22 protein-coding genes are annotated in these 21,023 nt (G+C 74.0%); 4 read left to right on the top strand and 18 right to left on the bottom strand.

What is annotated here, in order from left to right:
• Positions 1 to 21 precede the first annotated feature (21 nt).
• Positions 22 to 1,713 (bottom strand): Ig-like domain-containing protein, encoded by a 1,692-nt coding sequence (locus O7602_RS09375; protein ID WP_281587914.1) that lies wholly within the window; start codon positions 1,711 to 1,713, stop codon positions 22 to 24.
• Between the two features lie 103 nt (positions 1,714 to 1,816).
• Positions 1,817 to 4,426: a CHAT domain-containing protein gene (locus tag O7602_RS09370; RefSeq protein WP_281587913.1), complete on the bottom strand. Its 2,610-nt coding sequence runs from the start codon at positions 4,424 to 4,426 to the stop codon at positions 1,817 to 1,819.
• 178 nt (positions 4,427 to 4,604) lie between these two features.
• Between O7602_RS09370 and O7602_RS09365 the strand changes: the two genes are divergently transcribed.
• From O7602_RS09365 to O7602_RS09355, 3 genes are read left to right on the top strand one after another with little or no spacing between them, the layout of a single operon-like run.
• The gene (locus O7602_RS09365) at positions 4,605 to 5,915 is read left to right on the top strand and encodes a S8/S53 family peptidase (RefSeq protein WP_281587911.1); all 1,311 of its coding nucleotides are present in this window, start codon (positions 4,605 to 4,607) and stop codon (positions 5,913 to 5,915) included.
• An 11-nt stretch (positions 5,916 to 5,926) separates the two neighbouring features.
• Positions 5,927 to 6,607: a sigma-70 family RNA polymerase sigma factor gene (locus tag O7602_RS09360; protein WP_281587909.1), complete on the top strand. Its 681-nt coding sequence runs from the start codon at positions 5,927 to 5,929 to the stop codon at positions 6,605 to 6,607.
• Complete coding sequence (locus O7602_RS09355; protein WP_281587907.1) at positions 6,582 to 7,043, top strand: hypothetical protein; 462 nt, start codon at positions 6,582 to 6,584, stop codon at positions 7,041 to 7,043. Before O7602_RS09360 ends, O7602_RS09355 begins: the two co-directional genes overlap by 26 nt.
• Before the next feature lie 110 nt (positions 7,044 to 7,153).
• Here O7602_RS09355 and O7602_RS09350 read toward each other — a convergent pair whose 3' ends face one another.
• The 9 genes from O7602_RS09350 to O7602_RS09310 form a co-directional block, all read right to left on the bottom strand.
• Positions 7,154 to 8,182, bottom strand: coding sequence for a hypothetical protein (locus tag O7602_RS09350; RefSeq protein WP_281587905.1), 1,029 nt, complete (start codon positions 8,180 to 8,182; stop codon positions 7,154 to 7,156).
• Positions 8,183 to 8,372: 190 nt separating this feature from the next.
• Positions 8,373 to 8,903, bottom strand: a complete 531-nt coding sequence (locus tag O7602_RS09345; RefSeq protein ID WP_281587903.1) for a hypothetical protein — start codon at positions 8,901 to 8,903, stop codon at positions 8,373 to 8,375.
• Positions 8,904 to 8,956: 53 nt separating this feature from the next.
• Positions 8,957 to 9,652, bottom strand: coding sequence for an urea ABC transporter ATP-binding subunit UrtE (gene urtE / locus O7602_RS09340; protein WP_281587901.1), 696 nt, complete (start codon positions 9,650 to 9,652; stop codon positions 8,957 to 8,959).
• Positions 9,649 to 10,425, bottom strand: coding sequence for an urea ABC transporter ATP-binding protein UrtD (gene urtD, locus O7602_RS09335; RefSeq protein ID WP_281587900.1), 777 nt, complete (start codon positions 10,423 to 10,425; stop codon positions 9,649 to 9,651). The genes urtE and urtD overlap by 4 nt, the downstream gene beginning before the upstream one ends.
• Positions 10,422 to 11,552: an urea ABC transporter permease subunit UrtC gene (gene urtC / locus O7602_RS09330; protein WP_281587899.1), complete on the bottom strand. Its 1,131-nt coding sequence runs from the start codon at positions 11,550 to 11,552 to the stop codon at positions 10,422 to 10,424. Before urtC ends, urtD begins: the two co-directional genes overlap by 4 nt.
• Entirely contained in the window at positions 11,549 to 12,436 is an 888-nt protein-coding gene (gene urtB / locus O7602_RS09325) for an urea ABC transporter permease subunit UrtB (RefSeq protein WP_281587897.1), read from the bottom strand. The genes urtC and urtB overlap by 4 nt, the downstream gene beginning before the upstream one ends.
• A 75-nt stretch (positions 12,437 to 12,511) precedes the next feature.
• A complete protein-coding gene (gene urtA / locus O7602_RS09320; RefSeq protein WP_281587896.1) occupies positions 12,512 to 13,756 on the bottom strand; it encodes an urea ABC transporter substrate-binding protein in 1,245 nt (414 codons plus the stop codon).
• 222 nt (positions 13,757 to 13,978) lie between these two features.
• A complete protein-coding gene (locus O7602_RS09315) occupies positions 13,979 to 14,107 on the bottom strand; it encodes a hypothetical protein (protein WP_281587894.1) in 129 nt (42 codons plus the stop codon).
• 54 nt (positions 14,108 to 14,161) lie between these two features.
• Positions 14,162 to 15,244, bottom strand: coding sequence for a substrate-binding domain-containing protein (locus O7602_RS09310; RefSeq protein WP_281587892.1), 1,083 nt, complete (start codon positions 15,242 to 15,244; stop codon positions 14,162 to 14,164).
• 96 nt (positions 15,245 to 15,340) lie between these two features.
• On the opposite strand from O7602_RS09310, the gene O7602_RS09305 reads away from it, so the two are divergent.
• A complete protein-coding gene (locus O7602_RS09305) occupies positions 15,341 to 15,805 on the top strand; it encodes a MarR family transcriptional regulator (RefSeq protein WP_281587891.1) in 465 nt (154 codons plus the stop codon).
• Positions 15,806 to 15,813: 8 nt separating this feature from the next.
• Here O7602_RS09305 and O7602_RS09300 read toward each other — a convergent pair whose 3' ends face one another.
• The 7 genes from O7602_RS09300 to O7602_RS09270 all read right to left on the bottom strand — a co-directional run bounded on the left by O7602_RS09300 (position 15,814) and on the right by O7602_RS09270 (position 20,620).
• Positions 15,814 to 16,560, bottom strand: a complete 747-nt coding sequence (locus tag O7602_RS09300; protein WP_281587890.1) for an urease accessory protein UreD — start codon at positions 16,558 to 16,560, stop codon at positions 15,814 to 15,816.
• Positions 16,560 to 17,330: an urease accessory protein UreG gene (gene ureG, locus O7602_RS09295; RefSeq protein ID WP_348651317.1), complete on the bottom strand. Its 771-nt coding sequence runs from the start codon at positions 17,328 to 17,330 to the stop codon at positions 16,560 to 16,562. Before ureG ends, O7602_RS09300 begins: the two co-directional genes overlap by 1 nt.
• Positions 17,320 to 18,012: an urease accessory UreF family protein gene (locus tag O7602_RS09290; protein ID WP_281587889.1), complete on the bottom strand. Its 693-nt coding sequence runs from the start codon at positions 18,010 to 18,012 to the stop codon at positions 17,320 to 17,322. The genes ureG and O7602_RS09290 overlap by 11 nt, the downstream gene beginning before the upstream one ends.
• Positions 18,012 to 19,715, bottom strand: a complete 1,704-nt coding sequence (locus tag O7602_RS09285; RefSeq protein ID WP_281587887.1) for an urease subunit alpha — start codon at positions 19,713 to 19,715, stop codon at positions 18,012 to 18,014. The genes O7602_RS09290 and O7602_RS09285 overlap by 1 nt, the downstream gene beginning before the upstream one ends.
• The gene (locus O7602_RS09280) at positions 19,712 to 20,092 is read right to left on the bottom strand and encodes an urease subunit beta (protein WP_281587885.1); all 381 of its coding nucleotides are present in this window, start codon (positions 20,090 to 20,092) and stop codon (positions 19,712 to 19,714) included. Before O7602_RS09280 ends, O7602_RS09285 begins: the two co-directional genes overlap by 4 nt.
• The gene (locus O7602_RS09275; protein ID WP_281587883.1) at positions 20,089 to 20,391 is read right to left on the bottom strand and encodes an urease subunit gamma; all 303 of its coding nucleotides are present in this window, start codon (positions 20,389 to 20,391) and stop codon (positions 20,089 to 20,091) included. Before O7602_RS09275 ends, O7602_RS09280 begins: the two co-directional genes overlap by 4 nt.
• Before the next feature lie 91 nt (positions 20,392 to 20,482).
• Positions 20,483 to 20,620 (bottom strand): hypothetical protein, encoded by a 138-nt coding sequence (locus tag O7602_RS09270; protein ID WP_281587882.1) that lies wholly within the window; start codon positions 20,618 to 20,620, stop codon positions 20,483 to 20,485.
• Positions 20,621 to 21,023: the final 403 nt, after the last annotated feature.

The following is a 21,023-nucleotide window of genomic DNA, read 5'->3' as shown; positions in this document are numbered from 1 at the left end:
AGGTGGTCTGCCCCTCCCCGGTCACCGGCGCAGGTGGCCGATGCCGTGCCGGTCGAGCCAGGTGACGGTCCGCCGCACGAACGTCGGCGCCGCCGGGCCGGCGCTGACGTCGGTGGCGACCAGCGGCACCTGGGCGGCGACCGGGAGCAGGGTGGACTGCCAGCAGGCCGGCGTGGCGCAGGCCGAGCGGTCGTCGACGCGCCAGGCGGCGGCCACGCTGCGGCCGCCCGGGTCGGCCGGGCGGTATTCCAGCCACCGGCTCAGGTCGTTGCCGCCGTCGATCCCGGCGGCGAGGACCAGGTTGAACGCGCCCCGGACGCGGAGCAGGCGGATCTGCTCCTGCACGCCGAAGGTCGGTAGGCCGGTGCCCAGGCACGCGGGACCGCCGTCGCGCCAGCAGGTCCAGACCACCCCGGGATCGGCGCCGCCGAGCGCCGGGAAGCTGTCGGGCGAGATGTCGAGGACCACCGCGTTGTCGTCGCCGAACACCTCCGCCACCGCGCCCCAGAAATTGCGGGCGGCGGATTCGTCGCTCTGGCGCAGCGACACGATGGGTGTGATGCCGGCCCGGGCGAGCCGGTCGACGTACCGGGCCGCCTCGTCGAGGTAGCCGACGCGGTTCGCCCTGTCGGTGGGGCTGCCGGTGTACGTGTAGCAGGTGTCGCTCAGCACGACCCGCACCGCGTCGACGCCGCGGGCCCGCAGCGCGGCTACGGACGCGTCGTCGACCGGGCCGTCCCAGCGGATCGGTCCCCACGCGCACTCGCCGGGCACGGCCGACCGGATGATTCCGCGTGGCCGGTACGGCCTCGGGTCGGTTGTGACCGTGCGGATGCGGTTGCCGAACGCCTTCAGCGCGGGCGCGGCGCCGGGCACCTGCGGCGGGAGCACCCGGATGCCGCGGACCTCGGCGGTGGCCTGGGCGCCGCTGCTGTCGTAGGCGGTGGCGGTGATGCGGGTGCCGGTGTTCGGCGGCACGCCGCGCCAGTCGAACGCGTACGGCGCGGTGGTGTCCACGGCGAGCAACGTGCCGCGCTCCCGGAACTCGACCCGCTCGATCCGCCGGCCGGCCGTCGCCGCCGTGGCCTCGGCACGGATCGGGATGACGCCCGGCGCGGCGAAGAAGTCGTCGGGCAGGGGCGAGGTGAGCGCCACCGACGGCCCGCCCGGCAGCGGGCTGGGGGTGGGGCTCGGCCGCGGGCTCCCCGAGACCGGCGGCGACGAGGGGGGCGGGGGCGAGGATGGCGGCGGCGAGGAGGCCGGCGGCGACGAGGGGGGCGGGCTGGCGACGTCCCCGTCGCACGGCTGGCCGCTCAACACCCAGTCGGTCGGCTCGGGGTCCGGGCCCCAGTAGTTGCCGCCGAACCGCACCGTCACCGAGGCGCCGGTCGCCAGCGTGGACCCCGCCGGTGCGCGGAGCGTGGTCACCGGGTACAACTCGCCGCTGCCGAGCGTGTATCCGTCCGGCAGCCGGTCGTAACCCATGGTGATCACTTGACCGTAGACCTGCCGGAACCGCAGCCACCAGTCGGTGACGGAAGAGCCCAGGTTGGTGACGGTGAGTTCGGCCCAGAAGCCGCCGGACCACTCCCGGGTGATCGTGTAGTCCACCGTGCACGCCGCCGCGGCGTAGGCCGGCGGTAGCACCATCGTCATGGCCCCGCCGACGACGACCGCGGCGGTCGTGGCCAGCGCGAAGATCCTGCGTCGCATCGTGCCCCCGTTAGTATCGACAGTTGTCGCTTAACACAGCGTCAACGGTCGGGACACGGCCTGTCAATACCGCGGCATCCGCCGGGCCTGCGGGACGCCACCGTCAGCCGGCCCCGAAGCAGACGAAGGCCGCCGCGGTGGCCCGGGCGGCACCGTCGCCCGTCGCGCCGAACGCCCGCTGCGCCTCGGCGAGGGCACCCGCCGGGCCGGCACCCGCCCGCATCCGCGCGTGCAGGTCCAGCATCAGTGCCGTGGTGGGCTCGGCCGGCACGGGCAACACGGTCGCGATCAGACACCGCGTGCCGAGCGCCAGGAGCACCGCGGTGAACCCCATGACCTCGTCGCCGGGGCGGAGCCCGGTCAGGCCGGAGTCACAGGCGGAGAGCACCACGCAGCCGGGCGGCCGGGCGACCGCCTCCCACTCGTGGGCGAACAGCGGCCCGTCGGCCAGTTCCAGGCTGGAGAACTGGGGGTTGTCCGCGCGGAATGTGCCGTGGGCGGCGATGTGCACCAGCCCCGCCCCGTCCAGCGCGGCGGTCAACGCCGCGGCGGTGGCGTCCGGCCCGGTGAGTCGACGCGCCCCGGGCAGGACCTGGGCGAGCCGGCACACCTCGGCGTGCCCGGCCGGCAGGCGCGGGCCGGCGGCCAGGACCGGCGGCCCGGCCGGCAGTTCCCGCCGGTCCGCCCCGAGCCAGGCGGTGGCCGAGGGGGCGACGGTCACCGGACGCCCCGCGCAGGTGGGCAGCGCCGACCAGGGCACCGCGTGCAGCGCCCCGACCGGGACGATCACCAGGGCCCGGTCGGCCAGCCGCAGCGGGGCGAACAGCAGCCGATCCAGGGCGGCTGCGGCGTGGGCGGCCCCCGTCCGCGCGGCGGCCGTGTCGCCGGTGGTGACCAGCCGGCGCAGGGCGAACCGGTGCCGGCGGGCCAGGTCCGCCGCGGCGGCGAGCGGGCCCAGGTCGTGCAGGCTGGCCCGGCCGTCGCGGACCATTACCGCCCGGATCCGGTCGCCGTGGGCCACCAGCTCGACCAGCACCCGGGAACCGAGCCGCGCGGCCAGCGCGCCCACCCCGGGCGGGGCCAGCACGGCGCCCTCACCGGGCACCCGCCGGGCGAGGTCCCGGATACGCTGTTCCAGCCGGGCCTGCCGGCCGCGCAGGGCGGTTGCCGGGCGGCCGGCCAGCACCTCGTCTTCGAGCAGGCTGCTGACCAGTCGGAGCTCAGCGAGCGCCGCCACCAGTTCGGGGTCGGCCGGGGGGCGGGCCGGCCGGGCCCGCAGCGCGTTGGCCCGCCACCGCTCCGCCCATGCCAGGACCCGTGCCGGCGCGCCCGCCCGGACCGCGATGTCGAGGCCCTCGGCCGCCAGTTCCTGACCGTACGCTCCACTGTGGGCACGCAGCTCGGTGGCGCCGAGCGACATGCGGTGCCGGTCGAGCACGGCCAGCCCGCGGCGCAGCGCCCGGGCGGCCCCGGGTTCGTCCCCGCCGAGGCGGCGCGAGAGGGCCAGGGCGTACCAGCCCTGTGCCCGCCGGTCGGCGGTGCCGCGACGGCGGGCCCGGGCGGCCACCGCCAGCAAGTTCCGGGCCCGGCCTGGCCGCCCCAGCGCGGCGGCCACCAGGCCGGCCTCGATCCGGGTGGTCAGCGCCGGACCCGGCCACCCGGTGGCGTCGAGCTGGTCGGCGGTACGGGCCATGGCGGTGAGCAAAGGCGCCGAGCGGGTGCCCCGGCGGTACTCGGCGCGCAGCTCGACGTGCCGGGCGAAGACGGCCCAGGTGCGCCGGCCCTGGCGACGGAACCGGGCCCGGGCCGCGGCGGCGGCCTCGGTCGCGGTGTCCAGGTCCGCGGCGAGCAGCGCAGCGCGGGCCCGGGCCAGCAGCGCCTCGGCGAAGTCGGAGGCCATGCCCCGGCGCCCCAGTTCCCGGACCGCCGCCGTCGCCACCACCACCGCCTCGTCGACGAGCGGCACCGACAGCAGCAGCTCGACGCGGTCCAGCAGCAGCGCCGGCCGGGGCACGGCGAGCCGCCGGTACTCCTCGTCGACGGTGGCGAAGCAGCGCAGCGCGCCGGCGATGTCGCCGCGCCGGCCGGCCGCGATGCCGCAGTTCCACCGGGCGTCGGCCGCCGCGAGGTCGAGGCCCAGCCGTTGGAACGCGGCTGCCGCGCGGGACAGGTCGTCGTGGGTGCCACCGGCGGCGCCCCGGTGGGCGTTGAGCAGCCCCCGGTTGTTGCGCGCCCGCGCCTCCAGCAACAGATCATCCTCGCGCAGGGCGATGTCGACGGCCAGGCCGTAGTCGCGGACCGCCTCGTCGTAGCGACCCCGGTAGTGCAGCACCACGCCCCGCTGCATCCGGGCCCGCCCCGCGTCGGCGCCGACGAGCTGCGGCAGCGCGGCGGTCACCGCGCGCAGCGCGGCGGCGGTGTGGCCGGCGTTGGCCAGCACGTAGCCCTGGCTCATCCGGGCCAACGCCCGGGTCCGGGGCGTGCCGGCGGCCCGGACCGCGCGGCGCAGGTGGCGCAGCGCGCCGGGCAGGTCGTTGAGCTCCCGCAGGGCCAGGCCGACGGCCCGCTCGGCGGTGGAGCGCTCGTCGGCCCCGGCCGCGGACCCGGCGGCCAGCACCCGCTGGGCGATGGCGATCGCCTCGTGCGGGTAGCGCTGCACGGCGTCGAGCGCCGCCTGGGCCGTACCGGCACCGGAACCGGTGCTGTCGGGCATGCCCCACAGAGTCCCCGAACCGGTACCCGGCCGTCAATGTCTTCGGGGCATGTCGGGAATCCGCACCAACCCTTAACGTCATTGACATACGACCATGCTTTGGAAGAATCGGCGACACCCGGGAAACATGGCCACGCCGGCCAGTGGCGGGCGCTTCTGCCGACCGCATGGAGGACCCGTGTCGCCTGACCGTCCCGCCGAGCCGCCCCCGGCCGGCCAACTGTCCCGACGGCGACTGCTGGCCACGGCCGCGCTGGCCGCCGCAGCGTCGTTCGCCACCGCATCCCGTGCGGCCCCGGCCCGCGCGGAGGGCGCGGACGACGTCGCCTACCAGCGCGCCTTCGACGAGGCGCTGGCTGCCGACAAGAACGTCCGCCGGCACACCACGCCGGGCCGGGAGTTCCTCTACCGGCCACGGCAGTTGCTCGCCGCCGACGCCGACGCCCAGCGGGTCACCGCCTGGCTGCGCGCCCGCGGCCAGGCGGTGGCCGGGGGCGGCGGCTTCGCCGGGGTCACCCGGCTGCTCTTCGACCGGGAGACCGACGTTCCCGCGATCGTCACCAAGCTGCGCGACCCCCAGCAGTGGCCGGGGCAGCCGGTGCCGAAGGTGCAGCCGCACCACGTGCTGCTGGGCTTCGGCAACATCATGGGCAACCCGGGCGGCCCGCCCGCGACGGTCGCCGCGCTGTCGCCGCCGGACCCGGCCCGGCTGGGCGAGGGCGCCGGGGTGACCGTCGGGGTCTGCGACACCGGCATGTGGCGGCAGGCCGGCAGCTACCACCCGCAGTGGCTCGGCGGGGCGTACCTGCCGGAGGTCGACGACGAGGACCCGCTCTACGTGCACACCGACGTGCTCGCCCCGCAGGGCGGGCACGGCACCTTCGTCGCCGGGGTGGTGCGGCAGGCCGCGCCGGGGGTCCGGGTCGACCCGGAGCAGGCGCTGACCGCCACCGGCCTCGGCGACGAGGCGTCGGTGGTGGCCGCGATGGCCCGACTCGCGCCGGCCGTGTCCGTGGTCAACCTGTCCCTGGGCGGGTTCACCCAGGACGACCAGCCGTCGCTGCCTCTGGCCAACGCCGTGGCCGCGCTACCCGGGACGAGCGCCGTGGTCGCGGCGGCGGGCAACGCCGGCACCAGCCGGCCGACCTGGCCCGCCGCGCTGGACCGGGTCGTCGCGGTGGCGGCGGTCAGCCAGGGCTCCGGTGGCGTGGTGCCGGCCACCTACAGCGGCTACGGGCCATGGGTCGACGTCTGCGCCGTCGGCGAGCGCCACAGCACGTACGTCGAGGGGCAGTTGCCGCTGCCGGGCCGGCCGACCCGGGTGTTCCACGGCTTCGCCGCCTGGGCGGGCACCTCGTTCGCCACGGCGCACGTCTCCGGTCGGCTCGCCGCCCTGATGACCGCCGGCGGCCTGACCGCCGACGCGGCCCGGCTGGCGCTGCTCGCGGCGCCGCGCTGGCACCCCGACTACGGCGTGCTCGTCGGATGAGCGGGCGGGCCGTGAGCAACGGAGCAGCGCCCCACCAGCCGGCGGACGGCGTCGCCGTGACCGACCCGAGCGCGACCGACCTGGTCACCGCCGCGGCGGGCGGGGACGAGTCGGCGTGGGTGGAGCTGGTCCGCCGGTACACCCCGCTCGTCTACTCGGTGATCCGGTCGTACGACCTGAGCCGCGCCGACGCCGCCGACGTCAACCAGACCGTGTGGCTGCGTCTCGTCGAGCATCTGGGCCGGGTACGCGACCCGCAGGCCCTCGCCTCCTGGCTGGCGACCACGGCCCGGCGCGAGTGCTACCGGCTGTCCCGCCTCGGCCGCCGCACCCAGCTCTTCGACCCGTACGACGACGCGCTGGACGCCTACCATGGCTTCTCCCGCTCGGCGGAGGTCGCGGCCCCCGACGAGGAACTGCTACGCGCGGAGCGGCGGCAGGCGCTGCGGGAGGGCTTCGCGCAGTTGCCGCCGCGCTGCCAGCAGCTGCTGGCCCTGTTGACCACCGACCCGCCGGCCAGCTACCGGGAGATCGCCGAACGGTTGCGCATGCCGATCGGCAGCATCGGGCCGACCCAGGCCAGATGCCTGCGCCGGCTACGGGACTGCCCGGCGCTCGCCCCGTTCCTCGGGACGGCCGCGACCCGGACGAACGGAGGTGAACGCGATGGAGCCGTTGCCGCCGGCCGATGACGTAACCCTGGCCGCCGAGCTGGGTGCGGCGCTGCGGGAGGTCGGGGCGGTCCCGGAGGAGTTCCTGACCGCCGCACTGGCGGCGTTCGCCTGGCGGGGCGTCGACACGGAGGTGACCCTCGCCGAGCTGACGTTCGACTCGGCGTGCGACGCGGCGCCGGCGCTGACCCGGTCGGCCGGGTCGACGCGGACGCTGTCGTTCCGCAGTGCGGCGGTGGTGCTGGAGATCGAGGTGACCGACGCCGGCATCGTCGGTCAACTCTCCCCGCCCCGAGGTGGGCGGGTGTCCGCGCAGACCGCCTCGGGCACGTACGCGGAGGCGCCGGTCGACGCGGTGGGCTTCTTCTCGCTCGGCGCGCCCCCGCCCGGCCCGGTCCGGCTGCGCGCCCACACCGACGGCTACGCGGTGGCCACCACCTGGGTCTCGCTACGCTGACCCACCGCCGGCCGGGACGACGGCGCTCGCGGGACGCCCGGACCGTCCCGCGAGCGCCCGGCGACGGGGCCGCGGGCTGCCCGGGCCCGCGACCCCCGCTGTTGGCCGGGCTACTGCCGCCCGACGCTGATCAGGTACTCCACCCCACCGAGGTCGGTCCGCTCCGCACCGCTCGTGTCCGGGCCGAACTGGGTCACGTCGAGCGCGAACTCCTTGTCCGAGGCGGCCTCGGCCGCGAAGGTGAGGGAGAACTCGACCCGCTCACCCGGTTTCAGCACCAGGTTGCCGAGGCTGGCCTTCGCCGGCTCGACGACCTCCACCTGGTTCTTGCCGACCTCGCGTACGCCGGTGCCGACCTTGCCACCGGCCTGCCACCGCTCGAACAGGGTCGGCCCGAGGTCGACGACGACCCGGCCGCCGACACGCTGGATCGGCTCGCCCGGCTGCGTGAAGACCAGGTCGTTCTTGGTCTCCACCTTGAGCGAGTTGCCGATGGCGAACGGCCGTACGATCGCCGGCCCGCCCGCGACGAGCCGCACCGAGTCGACGTTGCGCCAGGCGATGTTGTTGTTGTTGCGGGTGTTGGTGCCGATGTCCGGGCCCTCGAAGGTCATCGGATCGGTGGCCGACACCCACCTGGCCAGCAGGCAGAAGTGGCCCGGCCCGGGCACCCCGGTCCACGGGATCGTCACGGTCGTGGTGCCGGCGAAGGCGGTCACGTTCATCGCGCCGATCTGGGTCCAGTGCATCGGCCAGACGGCACCGCCACCCGGCGTCGTCCGGTAGACCCGCAGCACGCCGCCGCTGGTGCCGGTGCCGTACGGGCCGGGGTTACGCAGCTTGACGAAGATGTAGTTGGTGACGCCGACGATCGGGTTCTGGCTGACGGCACACTCGACGGCGGTCGGGCAGACCTTGATGTCGGGGCTGGCCCACAGCGGGTTGAGCGAGTGGGGCTGGACGCCGACATCGGCGGTGACGTCCCGGATGTAGACGTCGGTGCGGGCCGCCGCGGCATTGTCCGGCCGCGCCACGACCGGCGCGGCGGCGGCCGTGGTGACCGCCAGCAGGGCGGCCAGCGCCGTGCCGGTGAGCACGGCCAGCGCCGAGCGGCGGACGCGTCTTCCTACGTTGCCCATGACAGGCTTCTCCCATCGTCGAGAAACCGCCGACCGGCGTTGTCGCCTACCCGGCCGACGCGATGACGTTGTTCAGGAGCGCGGCGCGGCGGGGCTGATACGCCCGGTGGGAGCGGTGACGGTCAGATGGAGCGAGGAACGACGAATTAGACGGACGTCGATGTCATTGCTCGCGATCCGCGGCGAGCACCTACGTGAGCGCGTGCACCAGTGCGGTCGCCGCTCCGGCCAGGAGAGCCACGCCCGTGCCGGCACCGACGACGGCGCTGGGGGTGAGGTGGAACCGTCGGGCGACGGGGACGCTGACGAGCGCGACCAGGGTGACGAGCGCGGCCCAGACCGCGAGGACCGGATAGTCCAGAAGTGGCGCCAGGGGGAAGAAGTGCAGGCCGACGATCAGGGCGATCCAGACCGGAACCAGGGACGTGCGGCCGATCCGCCGGAGCCAGATCGCGCCGGCGGCACAGAGGACCACCTCGATCAGGACGATCACCCCGAAGACCGGCCCCGTCCGCTCGTCCACGGAGTTGCCCTCGTCCCAGGTGCGTGCCGTGACGATGCCGCCGATGATCGCGGCGACCAGGGACAGCACCGAGCCGATGCCGAGCCAGGGGCGCCACGCCCTGGGCGGCGCCTCCTGCGCCCAGCCGAACCAGACGATCCCGAAGACTCCGAAGATCGCGGCGGTGGCGGCGGCGTTGGCGGCGAATTCAGCATCCATCGGCGCAGTCTAGGGTGGACGGCAGCCGCTCCGAACGGTGCCCGCGCTCATCGTCAGACCGCGAGGGCCGCGCGCACCTCCCGCTCCGCCGTGACTCCCCCGTCGCCGTGCGAGGTGACCCGGCCGGATTCGAGGACGTGGTAGCGGTTCGCCACCCGCAGCGCGAACCCGAGGTGCTGCTCGACGAGCAGCACGCTGAAGCCGGACTGCCGGGTCAGCTCGACGATCCGCTCCTGGATCTCGGCGACCACCGACGGCTGGATGCCCTCGGTCGGCTCGTCGAGCATGAGCAGCCGCGGCCGGGTGATCAACGCGCGGGCGACGGCGAGTTGCTGGCGCTGACCACCGGAGAGCAGCCCGGCCCGCCGCCGCAGCAACGGACGCAGCGCCGGGAACAGGTCCAGCACCTCCGCCGTCGCCACCGCGCCGTCGCGCCGGCCGTCGGCGACGAGGCGCAGGTTCTCCGCCGCCGTCAGGTGCGGGAAGCACTGCTGGCCCTGCGGAACGTACGCCATGCCGCGCGCCACCCGCTCGTGCGGCGCGAGCCGGGTGACGTCCTCGCCGTCCAGCTCGACGGTGCCGGCGGTCGGGCGCAGCAGGCCCGCCGCGACCCGCAGCAGGGTGCTCTTACCGGCGCCGTTGTGCCCGAGCACCGCGGCCACCCCGTCGGGCGGGACGGCGAGGTCCACGCCGTGCAGCACCCGGGACCGCCCGTATCCGGCGTGCACCCCACGCAGGGTCAGCATCATGCCTCCAGACCGCTGGGGACCGACCCGGCGTCGACCGGGTGGCCAAGGTAGACCTCCTGTACGCGCGGGTCCGCCTGGACCTGCGCCACCGTGCCCTCGCTGAGCACCTTCCCCGCGTGCAGCACGGTGACGCTGCGCGCGAAGCGACGCAGGAAGTCCATGTCGTGCTCGATCACCACCACCGTGCGGTCCCGGCTCACCGTCTCCAGCAGGGCGCCCGTGGCGTCGCGCTCCTCGTGGCTCATCCCGGCGACCGGCTCGTCGAGCAGCAGCAGCCGCGCGTCCTGCACCAGCAGCATGCCGATCTCCAACCACTGTTTCTGGCCGTGCGCGAGGGTGCCGGCGAGTTGGTCGGCCCGGCCGGTCAGCCCGATGGTCGCCAGCGCGGCGGCCACCTCGTCGGGGATCCCCCGCCGGCGCCGGGCCAGGGTGGCCCAGCTCCGGCGGGCGCCCGCCGCGATGTCGAGGTTCTGCACGACCGACAGCTCCTCGAAGATCGTCGACGTCTGGAACGTCCGGCCGATGCCCAGCCGGCTGATCCGGTGCACCGGGCGACCCAGCAGCTCCTGGTCGCCGAAGCACACCGAGCCGGTGGCCCGCACCAGACCGGTGATCGCGTCGACCAGGGTGGTCTTGCCGGCGCCGTTCGGTCCGATCAGGAACCGGATGTCACCGGCGGGCACCTCGAGCGAGACGCCGTCGACGGCGGTGAAGCCGTCGAAGCTGACCCGCACGTCACGGACGGACAGCCCGTCGAGTCGGTCGTCGCTCATGGATGCACCTCCGTCCGCTGGGCGCGGCGACGGGCCAGCGCCCACAACGACGCCAGGCCGCCGGGAAGGAACGCCACCACCACCACGAAGAGCAGACCCTGGAGGTACGTCCAGGTGCCCGGGAAACGTTCGGAGAGGGCGGTACGCGCCCAGGCGACCGCCACCGCGCCGAGCACCGGCCCGAGCAGCGTGGCCCGGCCGCCCACCGCCACCCCGATGACGAACTCGATCGACGGGACGATGCCGATGAGGGCGGGCGAGATGATGCCCACCGCCGGCACGAACAGCGCGCCGGCGAGACCCGCCGTACCCGCCGCCACCACGTAGGCGACGAGCTTGACCGACGCCGGGTCGTAGCCGAGGAAACGGACCCGCTCCTCGCTGTCCCGCACCGCCACCAGCAGTTCCCCGTAGCGGCTGTGGATGAGCTGGCGGGTCAGCGCGAGCAGCGCGAGCAGGACGCCGGCGATGATGAAGTAGACCATCCGCTGGTTGACCGGGTCGTCCAGGTCGTAACCGAAGAAGCCCTCGATGTCGGTGAGCCCGTTGGTGCCGCCGGTGGTCCCCTGCTGGCCGATCAGCAGGATCACCATGGCGGCGGCGAGAGCCTGGCTGAGGATGGCGAAGTACGCGCCCCGCACCCGGCGGCGGAACACGAGCGAGCCGAGCCCGAAGGCGACGGCCATCGGCAGCAGCACCGTGGCCGGCAGCGCGAACCACGGGCTGGCGAACGGCCGCCACCAGACGGGCAGTTCGTCGAGCTGCCCGTACAACTGCATGAAGTCGGGCATCCCACCGGGACCCGCGTCGGCGAGCTTGAGGTGCATGGCCATCGCGTAGCCGCCCAGGCCGAAGAAGACGCCCTGGCCGAGGGTGAGCATGCCGCCGCGCCCCCAGGCGATGCCGATGCCGACGGCCACCATGGCGACGCAGAGGTACTTGGCGAGCAGGGCCAGCCGGAAGTCCGACAGCGCCAACGGCGCGACGGCGAACAGCAGCGCCGCGCCGAACGCGAACCCGGCCGCCGCGCGCAGCCGGGACCGGCCACCGGACCGGTCCGGAGGCGCGGTCCCGGCCGGGGCCGGCGCGCCGGCGGTGCTCGGTGGCGCGGGTGTCACGGCGGTCATGCGAGGCTCCTGGTCCGCAGGGTGAACAGGCCCTGTGGCCGCCACTGGAGGAACGCGACGATCGCCACGAAGACGATCACCTTGGCGACGCTGAGGGTGGTGAGGTACTCCCCGGTGGCCTGGAGGACCCCGAGGGCGAAGGCGACGATCACGCTGCCCTTGAGTTGGCCGATCCCGCCGACCACGACGACCAGGAAGGCATCGATGATCAGGTTGGTGCCCATGGTCGGGCCGATCGGTCCGAGGAGGGTGAGCGCCACCCCGGCGAGCCCGGCCAGGCCCGAGCCGAGGAAGAAGGTCGTCCGGTCGACCCGGGCGGTGGGGATGCCGGAGACCGCGGCGAGGTCGCGGTTCTGCACCACCGCGCGGATCCGCCGCCCCAACGGGGTGAGCCGCAGCGCCAGGGTGAGGGCGGCGACGGCGGCCAGGGCCAGCGCCAGGATGAACAGCCGGTTGTTGGCGACCGTCAGCCCGCCGGGCACCGCCACGTTGCCGGTGAGCAGGTCCGGCGCGCGGGTCTGCACGTTCGGACTGCCGAAGATGTCCCGGGCGAGCTGTTGCAGCATCAGGGACACACCCCAGGTCACCAGCAGGGTGTCCAGGGGACGGGCGTAGAGCCGGCGGATCAGCAGGAACTCCAGCAGCACCCCCATCGTGCCGGCGACCCCGAACGCCACCGGCAGCGCGACGAGCAGCGACAGGCCGGCGCCGGTGATGCTCTGTTGCAGCACGTACGTGGTGTAGGCGCCGGCCATGATGAACTCGCCGTGCGCCATGTTGATGACGTTCATCTGCCCGAAGGTCAGCGCCAGCCCGAGCGCGATGAGCAGCAGCACGGCGCCGATGCTGATGCCGGTGAAGAGTTGACCGAAGAGGACTGTCACGGTGGGTACTCCCGTACTGCTGGTCGGGGGCCCGGGCGGGGCGCGTCGTCGCGGCGCCCGCCCGGGCCGGCGTCGTCAGCTCAGGCCGCTCGCCCACGGATAGGTCTTGAGGTACGGGTCCGGCGCGACCGGCTTGCCGGAGTTCCACACCTCGGTGATCAGGCCGTCCGCGCCGATCTTGCCGATGCGGGCGGTCTTGGCGATGTGCTGGGTCTTGCCGTCGACCGTGACCAGGCCCTCCGGCGCGTCGAAGGTGATGCCGTCGGAGGCGCCGCGGACCTTCTCGACGTCGAACGCGCCGGCCTTCTCGACCATCGCCTTCCACAGGTAGACGCTGACGTAGGCGGCCTCCATCGGGTCGCTCGTCGGCTTGTCCGCGCCGTACTTCGCCTTGTACGCGGCCACGAACTTGCCGTTCGCCGCGCCGGGCGTGGTCTGGTAGTAGTTCCAGGCGGTCAGCTGACCCTCCAGGTACTGGGTGCCGATGCCCTTGACCTCCTCCTCGGCGATGGACACCGACACCACGGGCATCGCGGCGGCGGTCAGCCCGGCCGACTTGTACTCCTTGAAGAACGCCACGTTGCTGTCGCCGTTCAGGGTGTTGAAGACCGCCTTCGCGCCGGACGACTTGACCTTGTTGACGATCGTGCCGAATTCGGTGGACCCGAGCGGCGCGTAATCCTCACCGACCACTGTCATCCCGTTCGCCGCCGCGTACGCCTTGATGATTTTGTTGGCCGTCCGGGGGAAGACGTAGTCGCTGCCGACCAGGTAGACCGATTTCGTTCCCTGAGCCTTGAGGTAGTCGAGTCCGGGGACGATCTGCTGGTTGGTCGTCGCGCCGGTGTAGAAGATGTAGGGCGACTGTTCCAGACCCTCGTACTGCACCGGGTAGAACAGCAGCGCCTTGTTCTTCTCGAACACCGGCTTGACCGCCTTGCGGCTGGCCGACGTCCAGCAGCCGAAAACGGCGGCGACCCGGTCCTCGGAGATGAGCTTCTCGGCCTTCTCCGCGAAGGTGGGCCAGTCCGAGGCGCCGTCCTCCCCGATCGGTTGGATCTTCTTGCCGAGGACGCCGCCGGCCGCGTTGATCTCCTCGACGGCGAGCATGATGGAGTCGCGGACGGTGACCTCGCTGATGGCCATGGTGCCGGAGAGCGAGTTGAGCAGGCCCACCTTGACGGTGTCGCCGGAGACGTCGGCGGTGACGCCGGCCCCGCCGCCCTCGTCACTGGTCTTGCTGCCGCACGCGGTCATGGCCGCCGCGGCGACGAGGGTCATGGCGCCCGCCAGGATGCGGCGGCTCCAAACAAGTGACATCTATTCTCCCTGCGGTGCAGTCAGGTGACGAAAGGACGGTCGGTGCGGTCCGGTGGAGCTGAGGTTGGCGATGCCGAGGTCGACGGGTGGACGTCGCCTGTGGTCATCGCATCGGCTACGGGCACGCAAAGCGTCGACCGGCATGATTGCGCGGACGTTTCCCAGTCCTTAATTGACTGTTTCCCGCGCGCCCTGGAGAGAGCGCACGTCACAATGCCGGCATCACCTTCTCAAGATGATGCCGGCAGTGATTGTTTCGGCGAGAAAAAGGTCACCACAATGGTCGGCGGACAGATTTCCGCCGACGGTGGACGCACAATCGCGGTATCCGGCCGCGGCCAGATACTTCACGCAGGAAGTATTTTAGGGCCGGGTCGGGTGGACGTGTCAAGGGTGTGCCGGGCGTCAGAGCTGGGCGAGCACGGTGAAGTCGAGACCGTCGGCCTCGGCGAGGTAGATCCGCTGACGCACGTGCCGACGACGCAGCCGCAGCCGACCGCGCGGCCCGTGGTAGGCCACCGTGTCGGCAGCCGTCTCGATCGCCCGTACGTCGAGGGTGCGGGCCTGCCCGATCAGGGCGGCGAGCAGCATGACGCCCTCGTAGCAGGACTCCCCCAGGCTGCCCAGCGGCGGCGCCTCCACCCCGAACCGGCGGGCGAACTCCCCGTGGAAGTCGAGGTTCTCCTGCGTCCCGAGGCCGGCGAAGAAACCCGCCGTGCTGTAGAGCCGCCGCGTCGCGCCCGCCCCGCTCGCCAGCAGCATGTTCTCGTCCATCAGGGTGCTCAGCCGCAGGCAACGCTGGTCCATCCCGGCACGCGCGAACGCCCGGTTGAACCGCACCGCGTCCGCGCCGACGAGCAGCATCACCACCGCGTCGGCCCCGCTGCGCTCGATCCGGCGTAACACGTCGTCGAAGTCGTACGTCTCCAGCGGCAGGAACGCCTGCCCCACCACCCGACCGCCGCCGCGCAGCGCGTACCGCTGGGCCGCCCGCGCGGTGCGCCGGGGCCACACGTAGTCGTTGCCGACCACGAACCAGCGGCGCACGCCCTGCTCCCCCGCGAGCAGCCGCATCGCGGGCCACAGCTGGGCATCCGGCGTCTCGCTCGTCAGATAGACCCCCTCGGTACGCTCGCCGCCCTCGTACAGGGCGGTGTAGACGTACGGCACCCGGTGCGCGACCCGCGGCGCCAGCGCCTGCCGCACCGAGGAGATGTGCCAACCGGTCACGCCCTGCACGGCGCCCACCGACACCAGCGCCTCCACCTGGGCGGCCACCTCGGCCGGCGGGGCGCCACCGTCGACCGGCACCAGCCGCACCTCGCGGCCCAGCACCCCACCACCGGCGTTGATCTCCTCGACCGCGAGCTGGGCGCAGAGTTCGCAGGTCGGGCCGAACATTCCCGCCGGCCCGCGCATCGGGTAGACAAGCGCGATGCTGACCACGGCCCGATCGACGGTGAGCCACGGCGGTGCCGGCGCGGACATGAGCCCATGATTGCCCGGTCGACGGGGGAAAACCACAGCTCACCACGGAGCGGGACGAGTCGCTACGATGACAGGGCCACCGGCCCAGGGAGCTTTATGTCAGACGTGCCCGGGGCGCCAGCCGATCTGCTGCGCTCGCTCGCCCGCGCCGAACGGCTGCTCTCCCGCCGGTTGGCCGCCGTGCTTGCCGACGACGACCTGACCACCGAGGCGTGGCGGGTGCTCTGCCTGCTCGCCGACGGTCAGGGCCATCCGATGAGCGAGGTGTCCGCCGAGGCGTCGCTGCCGCCGGGGACCCTCACCAAGCTGGTCGACCAGCTCGTCGACCGCAATTTGGTGTTCCGGCGGATCGACCCGCTGGACCGCCGACGGATCCGGGCCTACCTGACCACCCGGGGCCGCCGCGAGCACGCCCGCCTCGACGAGCGGGTCCGGACCAGCCTCGCCGAGGCGGGCGTACCCGCCGACACCGCCCTGCTCGACCACCTCAGCGACCTGATCGCCCGACTCGACCCGGCGGGTCGCCGCGACCACGCCGAGGCGGCCGGCCCGCGCCGCTGACCCCCGCCTCACCCCACCTCGGCGCCCAGCGGCGCGACCGCCACGTCGAGCTGGGCGCGCAACGTGTGCGCGTCGGGCGCGGTCGCGGTCCACAGTGTCGCCGGACCACCGGCCAGGGGCAGCCGGGCGAGGGTGCCCTCGACCGTCGCGCGCTCGTGGGGCAGCGACGGGTCCACCACCAGCAACGACCCCGTGGCCGAAGCGCCGCCGAGCACCGCGGGGCCGGCCCAGCCGGGCGCGCCCGGTCCCACGGCCAGCGACTGGCGCAGCAGCGGGCGGCCGTCGTAGTCGACCCGGGTGTGCACGACCGCGCCGCCGGGCGCCTCGCCGTACCGGCCGCAGATCACCTCGTCGCGCCAGGTCAACCTCGCCCCGGCGGCCAGCTCGACCCGGGACTCGGCGAGGTGGGCGCAGCCGGCCGCCGCGACCAGTTGCTCCGGCAGCCAGTGCAGCGCGCCGCCGTCGTGCACCACGGCGCGGACCGCCATCCGCGACACCGCGTCGGGGCGGCCGGGCAGGGCGACCGAGGCGGCGACGCTGTGTACCCGCACCGCCGCCCCCGGTCCCACCTCGATCTCCAGCCGCAGGTCGTCGCCGGCGAGCGGGCCGGCCGCCCCGCCGACGACGTACACGGTCACGACCCGACCGCTGCCGGGGGTCTGTCGCAGCAGCAGCGGCGTCTCGCCGCGCAGCTCGGCGAGGACCGTGCCGCCCCGGCCGTCGGCCCGCGCCACCAGCCGGGCGTACGCGCGCATCAGGTCGGGCCGACCCGCGCGGCGATCGGGTGCCGGGCCGCGTGGTGGGCCAGTTCGTGGCGGATCCAGTCGGCGACCCGCCCCGCGGTCTGGTCGCCGACGATCGACAGGAACACGGTCGGCAGGTCGCCGCGCCGGGCCCGCGCGTCCCGGTCCATGACGGCCAGGTCCGCGCCCACCATCGGGGCCAGGTCGGTCTTGTTGATCACGAGCAGGTCGGCGGACGTCACCCCGGGTCCGCCCTTGCGCGGCACCTTGTCCCCGCCGGCCACGTCGACCACGAAGATCTGCCGGTCCACCAGGCCCCGACTGAACGTGGCGGTCAGGTTGTCCCCGCCGCTCTCGATCAGCACCAGGTCCAGCGGGCCGACCGCCTCCGCCAACTCGTCCACGGCGTCGAGGTTGGCCCCGATGTCGTCCCGGATGGCGGTGTGCGGGCAGCAACCGGTCTCCACGGCGCGGATCCGGGTCGGGTCCAGCACGCCGGCCCGCTTGAGGAAGTCGGCGTCCTCGGTCGTGTAGATGTCGTTGGTGACCACGCCGAGTCGCAGCTCGCCGGCGAAGGCCCGGCACAGGGCCGCCACCAGGGCGGTCTTGCCGGACCCGACAGGCCCGCCGATGCCGACGCGCAGCGCCCGGCCGGGGAGTGCCAGCGGCGGATGCGGGTCCACCCCCGGTTCGGGGTGGGTGTGCGGAACGGTCTCGTCGTGCGGGGCGGGATTCTTCTCGGCAGTGGGCGCAGCGGTCGGCCCAACGGTGTCAGGACGCAAAGAGACGCACCTCCCAGGTGGCATGAGCTTCGGCGTGGATGTCGGCGAGGGGCGCGGCTGCCGCGGGCAGCCGCTCGGGTGGGTCGTCGGCGGCCCGGGCCGCCTCGGCGGCGGTGCCGTCGCATCGGTCGGCGAGACCGACGAGCAGGGCCTGGACCCGGTACGGGTCGAGGCCGAGCAGGCGTACGCCCGCACTTGCCGCACCGGTCACCGTCCCGTGGACGGCGACCGTGGCGGTCTCGGCGCGGCTCAGGCCGGCGGCGGCGCAGAGCAGCCCGAGCACCAACGGCTGGTGTGCTCCGCCGGGTGTGGCGGGCAGGCCGTCGAAGGACGCCGCCGGCCAGATGGCCCGGCCCGCGCGCAGCAGGGCCCGGCCCTGGCGACGGGACACCGCGCGCAGCGCCGGCGCCGCCGTCCGGGCGTCCAGCTCCGCGTCGAGCAACGCCAGCGTGGCCCCGCGGTCGGCGGAGCCGGCCGAGGTCACCGCCCGGTGCGCCGCCGCCGCGAACGCCGCGCCGACCAGCCCGGCGGTGGCCAGCCGGCCGGCCAGGAACGCCTCCAACGAGGCCAGATCGGTGACCCGGCCGGCGGCGACGGCCGCCTCCAGGCCGTTGGAGTGGGCGTGCGCGCCGGCCGGGAAACGACCGTCGGCCAGCAGCAGGAGCAGGCTCGACGTCGCCATCAGAACAGGAAGTACCGCTGGGCCATCGGCAGGCGTGGCACCGGATCCGGCTCCACCACCTGACCGTCGATCCGCACGGTGAACGTGTCCGGGTCCACCTCGATCCGGGGCATCGCGTCGTTCTCCGGCAGGTCGGCCTTGCCCCGCGAGCGCACGTCCGCGACGGGCACCACCCGTCGCCGCACGTCCAGGCGCAGCCCGGCGTCGAGCGCGGCCGGCGCGACGAACGCCAGGCTGGTGGCCGCCGCCGCGGCGCCGTACGCCCCGAACATCGGGCGCGGCAGCATCGGCTGCGGCGTCGGGATGGACGCGTTCGCGTCACCCATCTGGGCGTACGCGATCATGCCGCCCTTGAGCACCAGGTGCGGTCGTACGCCGAAGAACGCCGGATCCCACAGCACCAGGTCGGCCAGCTTGCCCGGCTCGACCGAGCCGATCTCGGCGTCCAGCCCGTTCGCCATCGCCGCGCAGATGGTGTACTTCGCCACGTACCGGCGGGCCCGGTGGTTGTCGGCCGCGCCGTCGCCGGGTAGCGCGCCGACCCGCTCCTTCATCACGTGCGCGCTCTGCCAGGTGCGCAGGATCACCTCACCGACCCGGCCCATCGCCTGGGCGTCGGAGCCGATGATGGAGATCGCGCCGAGGTCGTGCAGCAGGTCCTCGGCGGCCATGGTGGACGGTCGGATGCGGCTCTCGGCGAAGGCCAGGTCCTCCGGCACGGACGGGTTGAGATGGTGGCAGACCATCAGCATGTCCAGGTGCTCGGCGAGGGTGTTGGCGGTGTACGGCCGGGTCGGGTTGGTCGACGACGGCAGCACGTTGGGCTCGCCGGCCACCGTGATGATGTCCGGCGCGTGCCCGCCCCCGGCGCCCTCGGTGTGGTACGAGTGGATCGCCCGACCGGCGATCGCCCGCAGCGTGTCGGCCACGAAACCGGCCTCGTTGAGGGTGTCGGTGTGGATGGACACCTGCACCCCGGAGGCGTCCGCCACCCGCAGGCAGGCGTCGATCGCCGCCGGGGTGGTGCCCCAGTCCTCGTGCAGCTTGAAACCGCCCGCGCCGGCGCGCAACTGCTCCCACAGCGCCTCCGGCGAGACGGTGTTGCCCTTGCCGAGCAGCAGCACGTTGACCGGCAGCGTGTCCAGCGCCTCGTGCATGCGGGCCAGGTGCCAGGCGTTCGGGGTGACCGTCGTGGCCCGGGTGCCCTCGGCGGGGCCGGTGCCGCCGCCGACGAGTGTGGTGATGCCGCTGGCCAGGGCCTCGGTGACGATCTGCGGGCAGATGAAGTGCACGTGGGTGTCGACGGCGCCGGCGGTGAGGATCCGGCCGTTCCCGGCGATGACCTCGGTGGCCGGGCCGATGACCAGCTCGGGGTGGACGCCGGGCATGGTGTCCGGGTTGCCGGCCCGGCCCAGGGCGACGATCCGCCCGTCGCGCAGACCCACGTCGGCCTTGACCACGCCCCAGTGGTCGAGCACCACCGCGCCGGTGATGACGGTGTCGAGGGCGCCCTCGGCGCGGGTCGCCCGGGACTGGCCCATCGACTCGCGGATCACCTTCCCGCCGCCGAAGACCGCCTCGTCGCCGCCCACGCAGTGGTCGGTCTCCACCTCGATCAGCAGGCTCGTGTCGGCCAGCCGGACACGGTCGCCGGTGGTCGGCCCGTACAGGTCGATGTAGCGGTCCCGCCGCACGGCGCTCACCGCGCCGGCCCGTCGCCCGCCGGCGCCCCGCTTGCCGGCGCGTCCGTTCCGGGCGCGGTCGGTGCGGCTACGTCGAGCGGCCCGGCGCACTCGCCGCGCAGCCCGGGCACGACGCGTGCGCCGCCGAACGGGACCAGCTCGACGGTGCGGCTCACGCCCGGCTCGAACCGGACCGAGGTACCCGCCGGAACGGCGAGACGCTGGCCCCAGGCGACCGCCCGGTCGAACATCAGGGCCGGGTTGGCCTCGGCGAAGTGGTAGTGCGAGCCGACCTGCACCGGACGGTCGGCGGTGTTGACCACGACCAGGGTGGTCACCGGCCGACCCACGTTGATCTCGACCGGGCCGGCCGCCGGCAGGATCTCCCCGGGGATCACGGGATCGGGTGGTGCACCGTCACGAGCTTGGTACCGTCCGGGAACGTCGCCTCCACCTGCACCTCCCTCAGCAACTCGGGGATGCCGTCCTGCACGTCCTCGCGGCCGAGCACCGTCCGGCCGGCCGACGTGAGGTCGACCACCGACCGTCCGTCGCGGGCCCCTTCGAGCAGGAAGGCGGTGATGATCGCGACGGCTTCGGGATAGTTGAGTCGCAGGCCGCGCTCGCGGCGGCGGCGAGCGACGTCGGCCGCGACGTGGACGAGCAGGCGGTCCTGCTCGTGCGGGCTGAGGAACACGGGATTCTCCGGTGGGGATCGGCGTGGCCCGCTCGCTGTCGGCTCCGCGCGGAGCCGCGCCGGGCAGCACCACCCGGAGGACGAGCTGGAGTCACACGACCGCCGCGACGACCGTCGACGGAGTGGCCCGGGACTCCACCGTCCCGGCCCGCGCGACGGGCACCCGGCGGTGTCGGTCGGATGCGGACCGCACCGCCCACCGCTTGAGCAGACCGTAGAGGATCGCCACCGGCGGGGGCAACAGTGTGCTCGGGATGAGGGCGATTATTACGGCGAGCGAATTAAATCGTCAAGCGGCCGAACGGCCCATCATCCGGACGCTAGCTCGACTGGCAGCGGAAACGTTTCAGCCGCCACGCACTCACGGTCCACCGCTCGGGTGCCACCGCCGCACCCCGAGACCCGCAGAACGCCGACTTGTTTTCTTCTGCAAATGAAGAAACTCCTTCCAAAGCATTGACGGGCCGTCGCGTCGGTCCTTAGCGTCACCGAACGAAGGCCTTCCAGTGTGTACGGACCCGGCGACGCCGGCGCCTCACCCGCCGTCCACCCGCGACCCCACTCACCACCGTCCACTCCGCGACCCCGACGTCGGCGCAGCCGCGCCCGACGTCGCCGGCCGCTGCGCGGAC

Source organism: Micromonospora sp. WMMD1128, assembly GCF_027497235.1.
Taxonomy (GTDB): Bacteria; Actinomycetota; Actinomycetes; order Mycobacteriales; family Micromonosporaceae; genus Micromonospora.
The sequence above is the reverse complement of the archived record's forward strand: the minus strand, read 5'-3'. Positions and strand labels throughout refer to the sequence as shown.

Coding starts and splice junctions, on each gene's coding strand:
- O7602_RS09370 (WP_281587913.1), bottom strand. CDS start 4,426: ATGCCCGACAGCACCGGTTCCGGTGCCGGTACGGCCCAGGCGGCGCTC.
- urtA (WP_281587896.1), bottom strand. CDS start 13,756: ATGTCACTTGTTTGGAGCCGCCGCATCCTGGCGGGCGCCATGACCCTC.
- urtE (WP_281587901.1), bottom strand. CDS start 9,652: ATGATGCTGACCCTGCGTGGGGTGCACGCCGGATACGGGCGGTCCCGG.
- O7602_RS09305 (WP_281587891.1), top strand. CDS start 15,341: ATGTCAGACGTGCCCGGGGCGCCAGCCGATCTGCTGCGCTCGCTCGCC.
- O7602_RS09310 (WP_281587892.1), bottom strand. CDS start 15,244: ATGTCCGCGCCGGCACCGCCGTGGCTCACCGTCGATCGGGCCGTGGTC.
- O7602_RS09345 (WP_281587903.1), bottom strand. CDS start 8,903: ATGGATGCTGAATTCGCCGCCAACGCCGCCGCCACCGCCGCGATCTTC.
- O7602_RS09350 (WP_281587905.1), bottom strand. CDS start 8,182: ATGGGCAACGTAGGAAGACGCGTCCGCCGCTCGGCGCTGGCCGTGCTC.
- O7602_RS09290 (WP_281587889.1), bottom strand. CDS start 18,012: ATGGCGACGTCGAGCCTGCTCCTGCTGCTGGCCGACGGTCGTTTCCCG.
- urtD (WP_281587900.1), bottom strand. CDS start 10,425: ATGAGCGACGACCGACTCGACGGGCTGTCCGTCCGTGACGTGCGGGTC.
- O7602_RS09375 (WP_281587914.1), bottom strand. CDS start 1,713: ATGCGACGCAGGATCTTCGCGCTGGCCACGACCGCCGCGGTCGTCGTC.
- urtC (WP_281587899.1), bottom strand. CDS start 11,552: ATGACCGCCGTGACACCCGCGCCACCGAGCACCGCCGGCGCGCCGGCC.
- O7602_RS09300 (WP_281587890.1), bottom strand. CDS start 16,560: ATGCGCGCGTACGCCCGGCTGGTGGCGCGGGCCGACGGCCGGGGCGGC.
- O7602_RS09355 (WP_281587907.1), top strand. CDS start 6,582: ATGGAGCCGTTGCCGCCGGCCGATGACGTAACCCTGGCCGCCGAGCTG.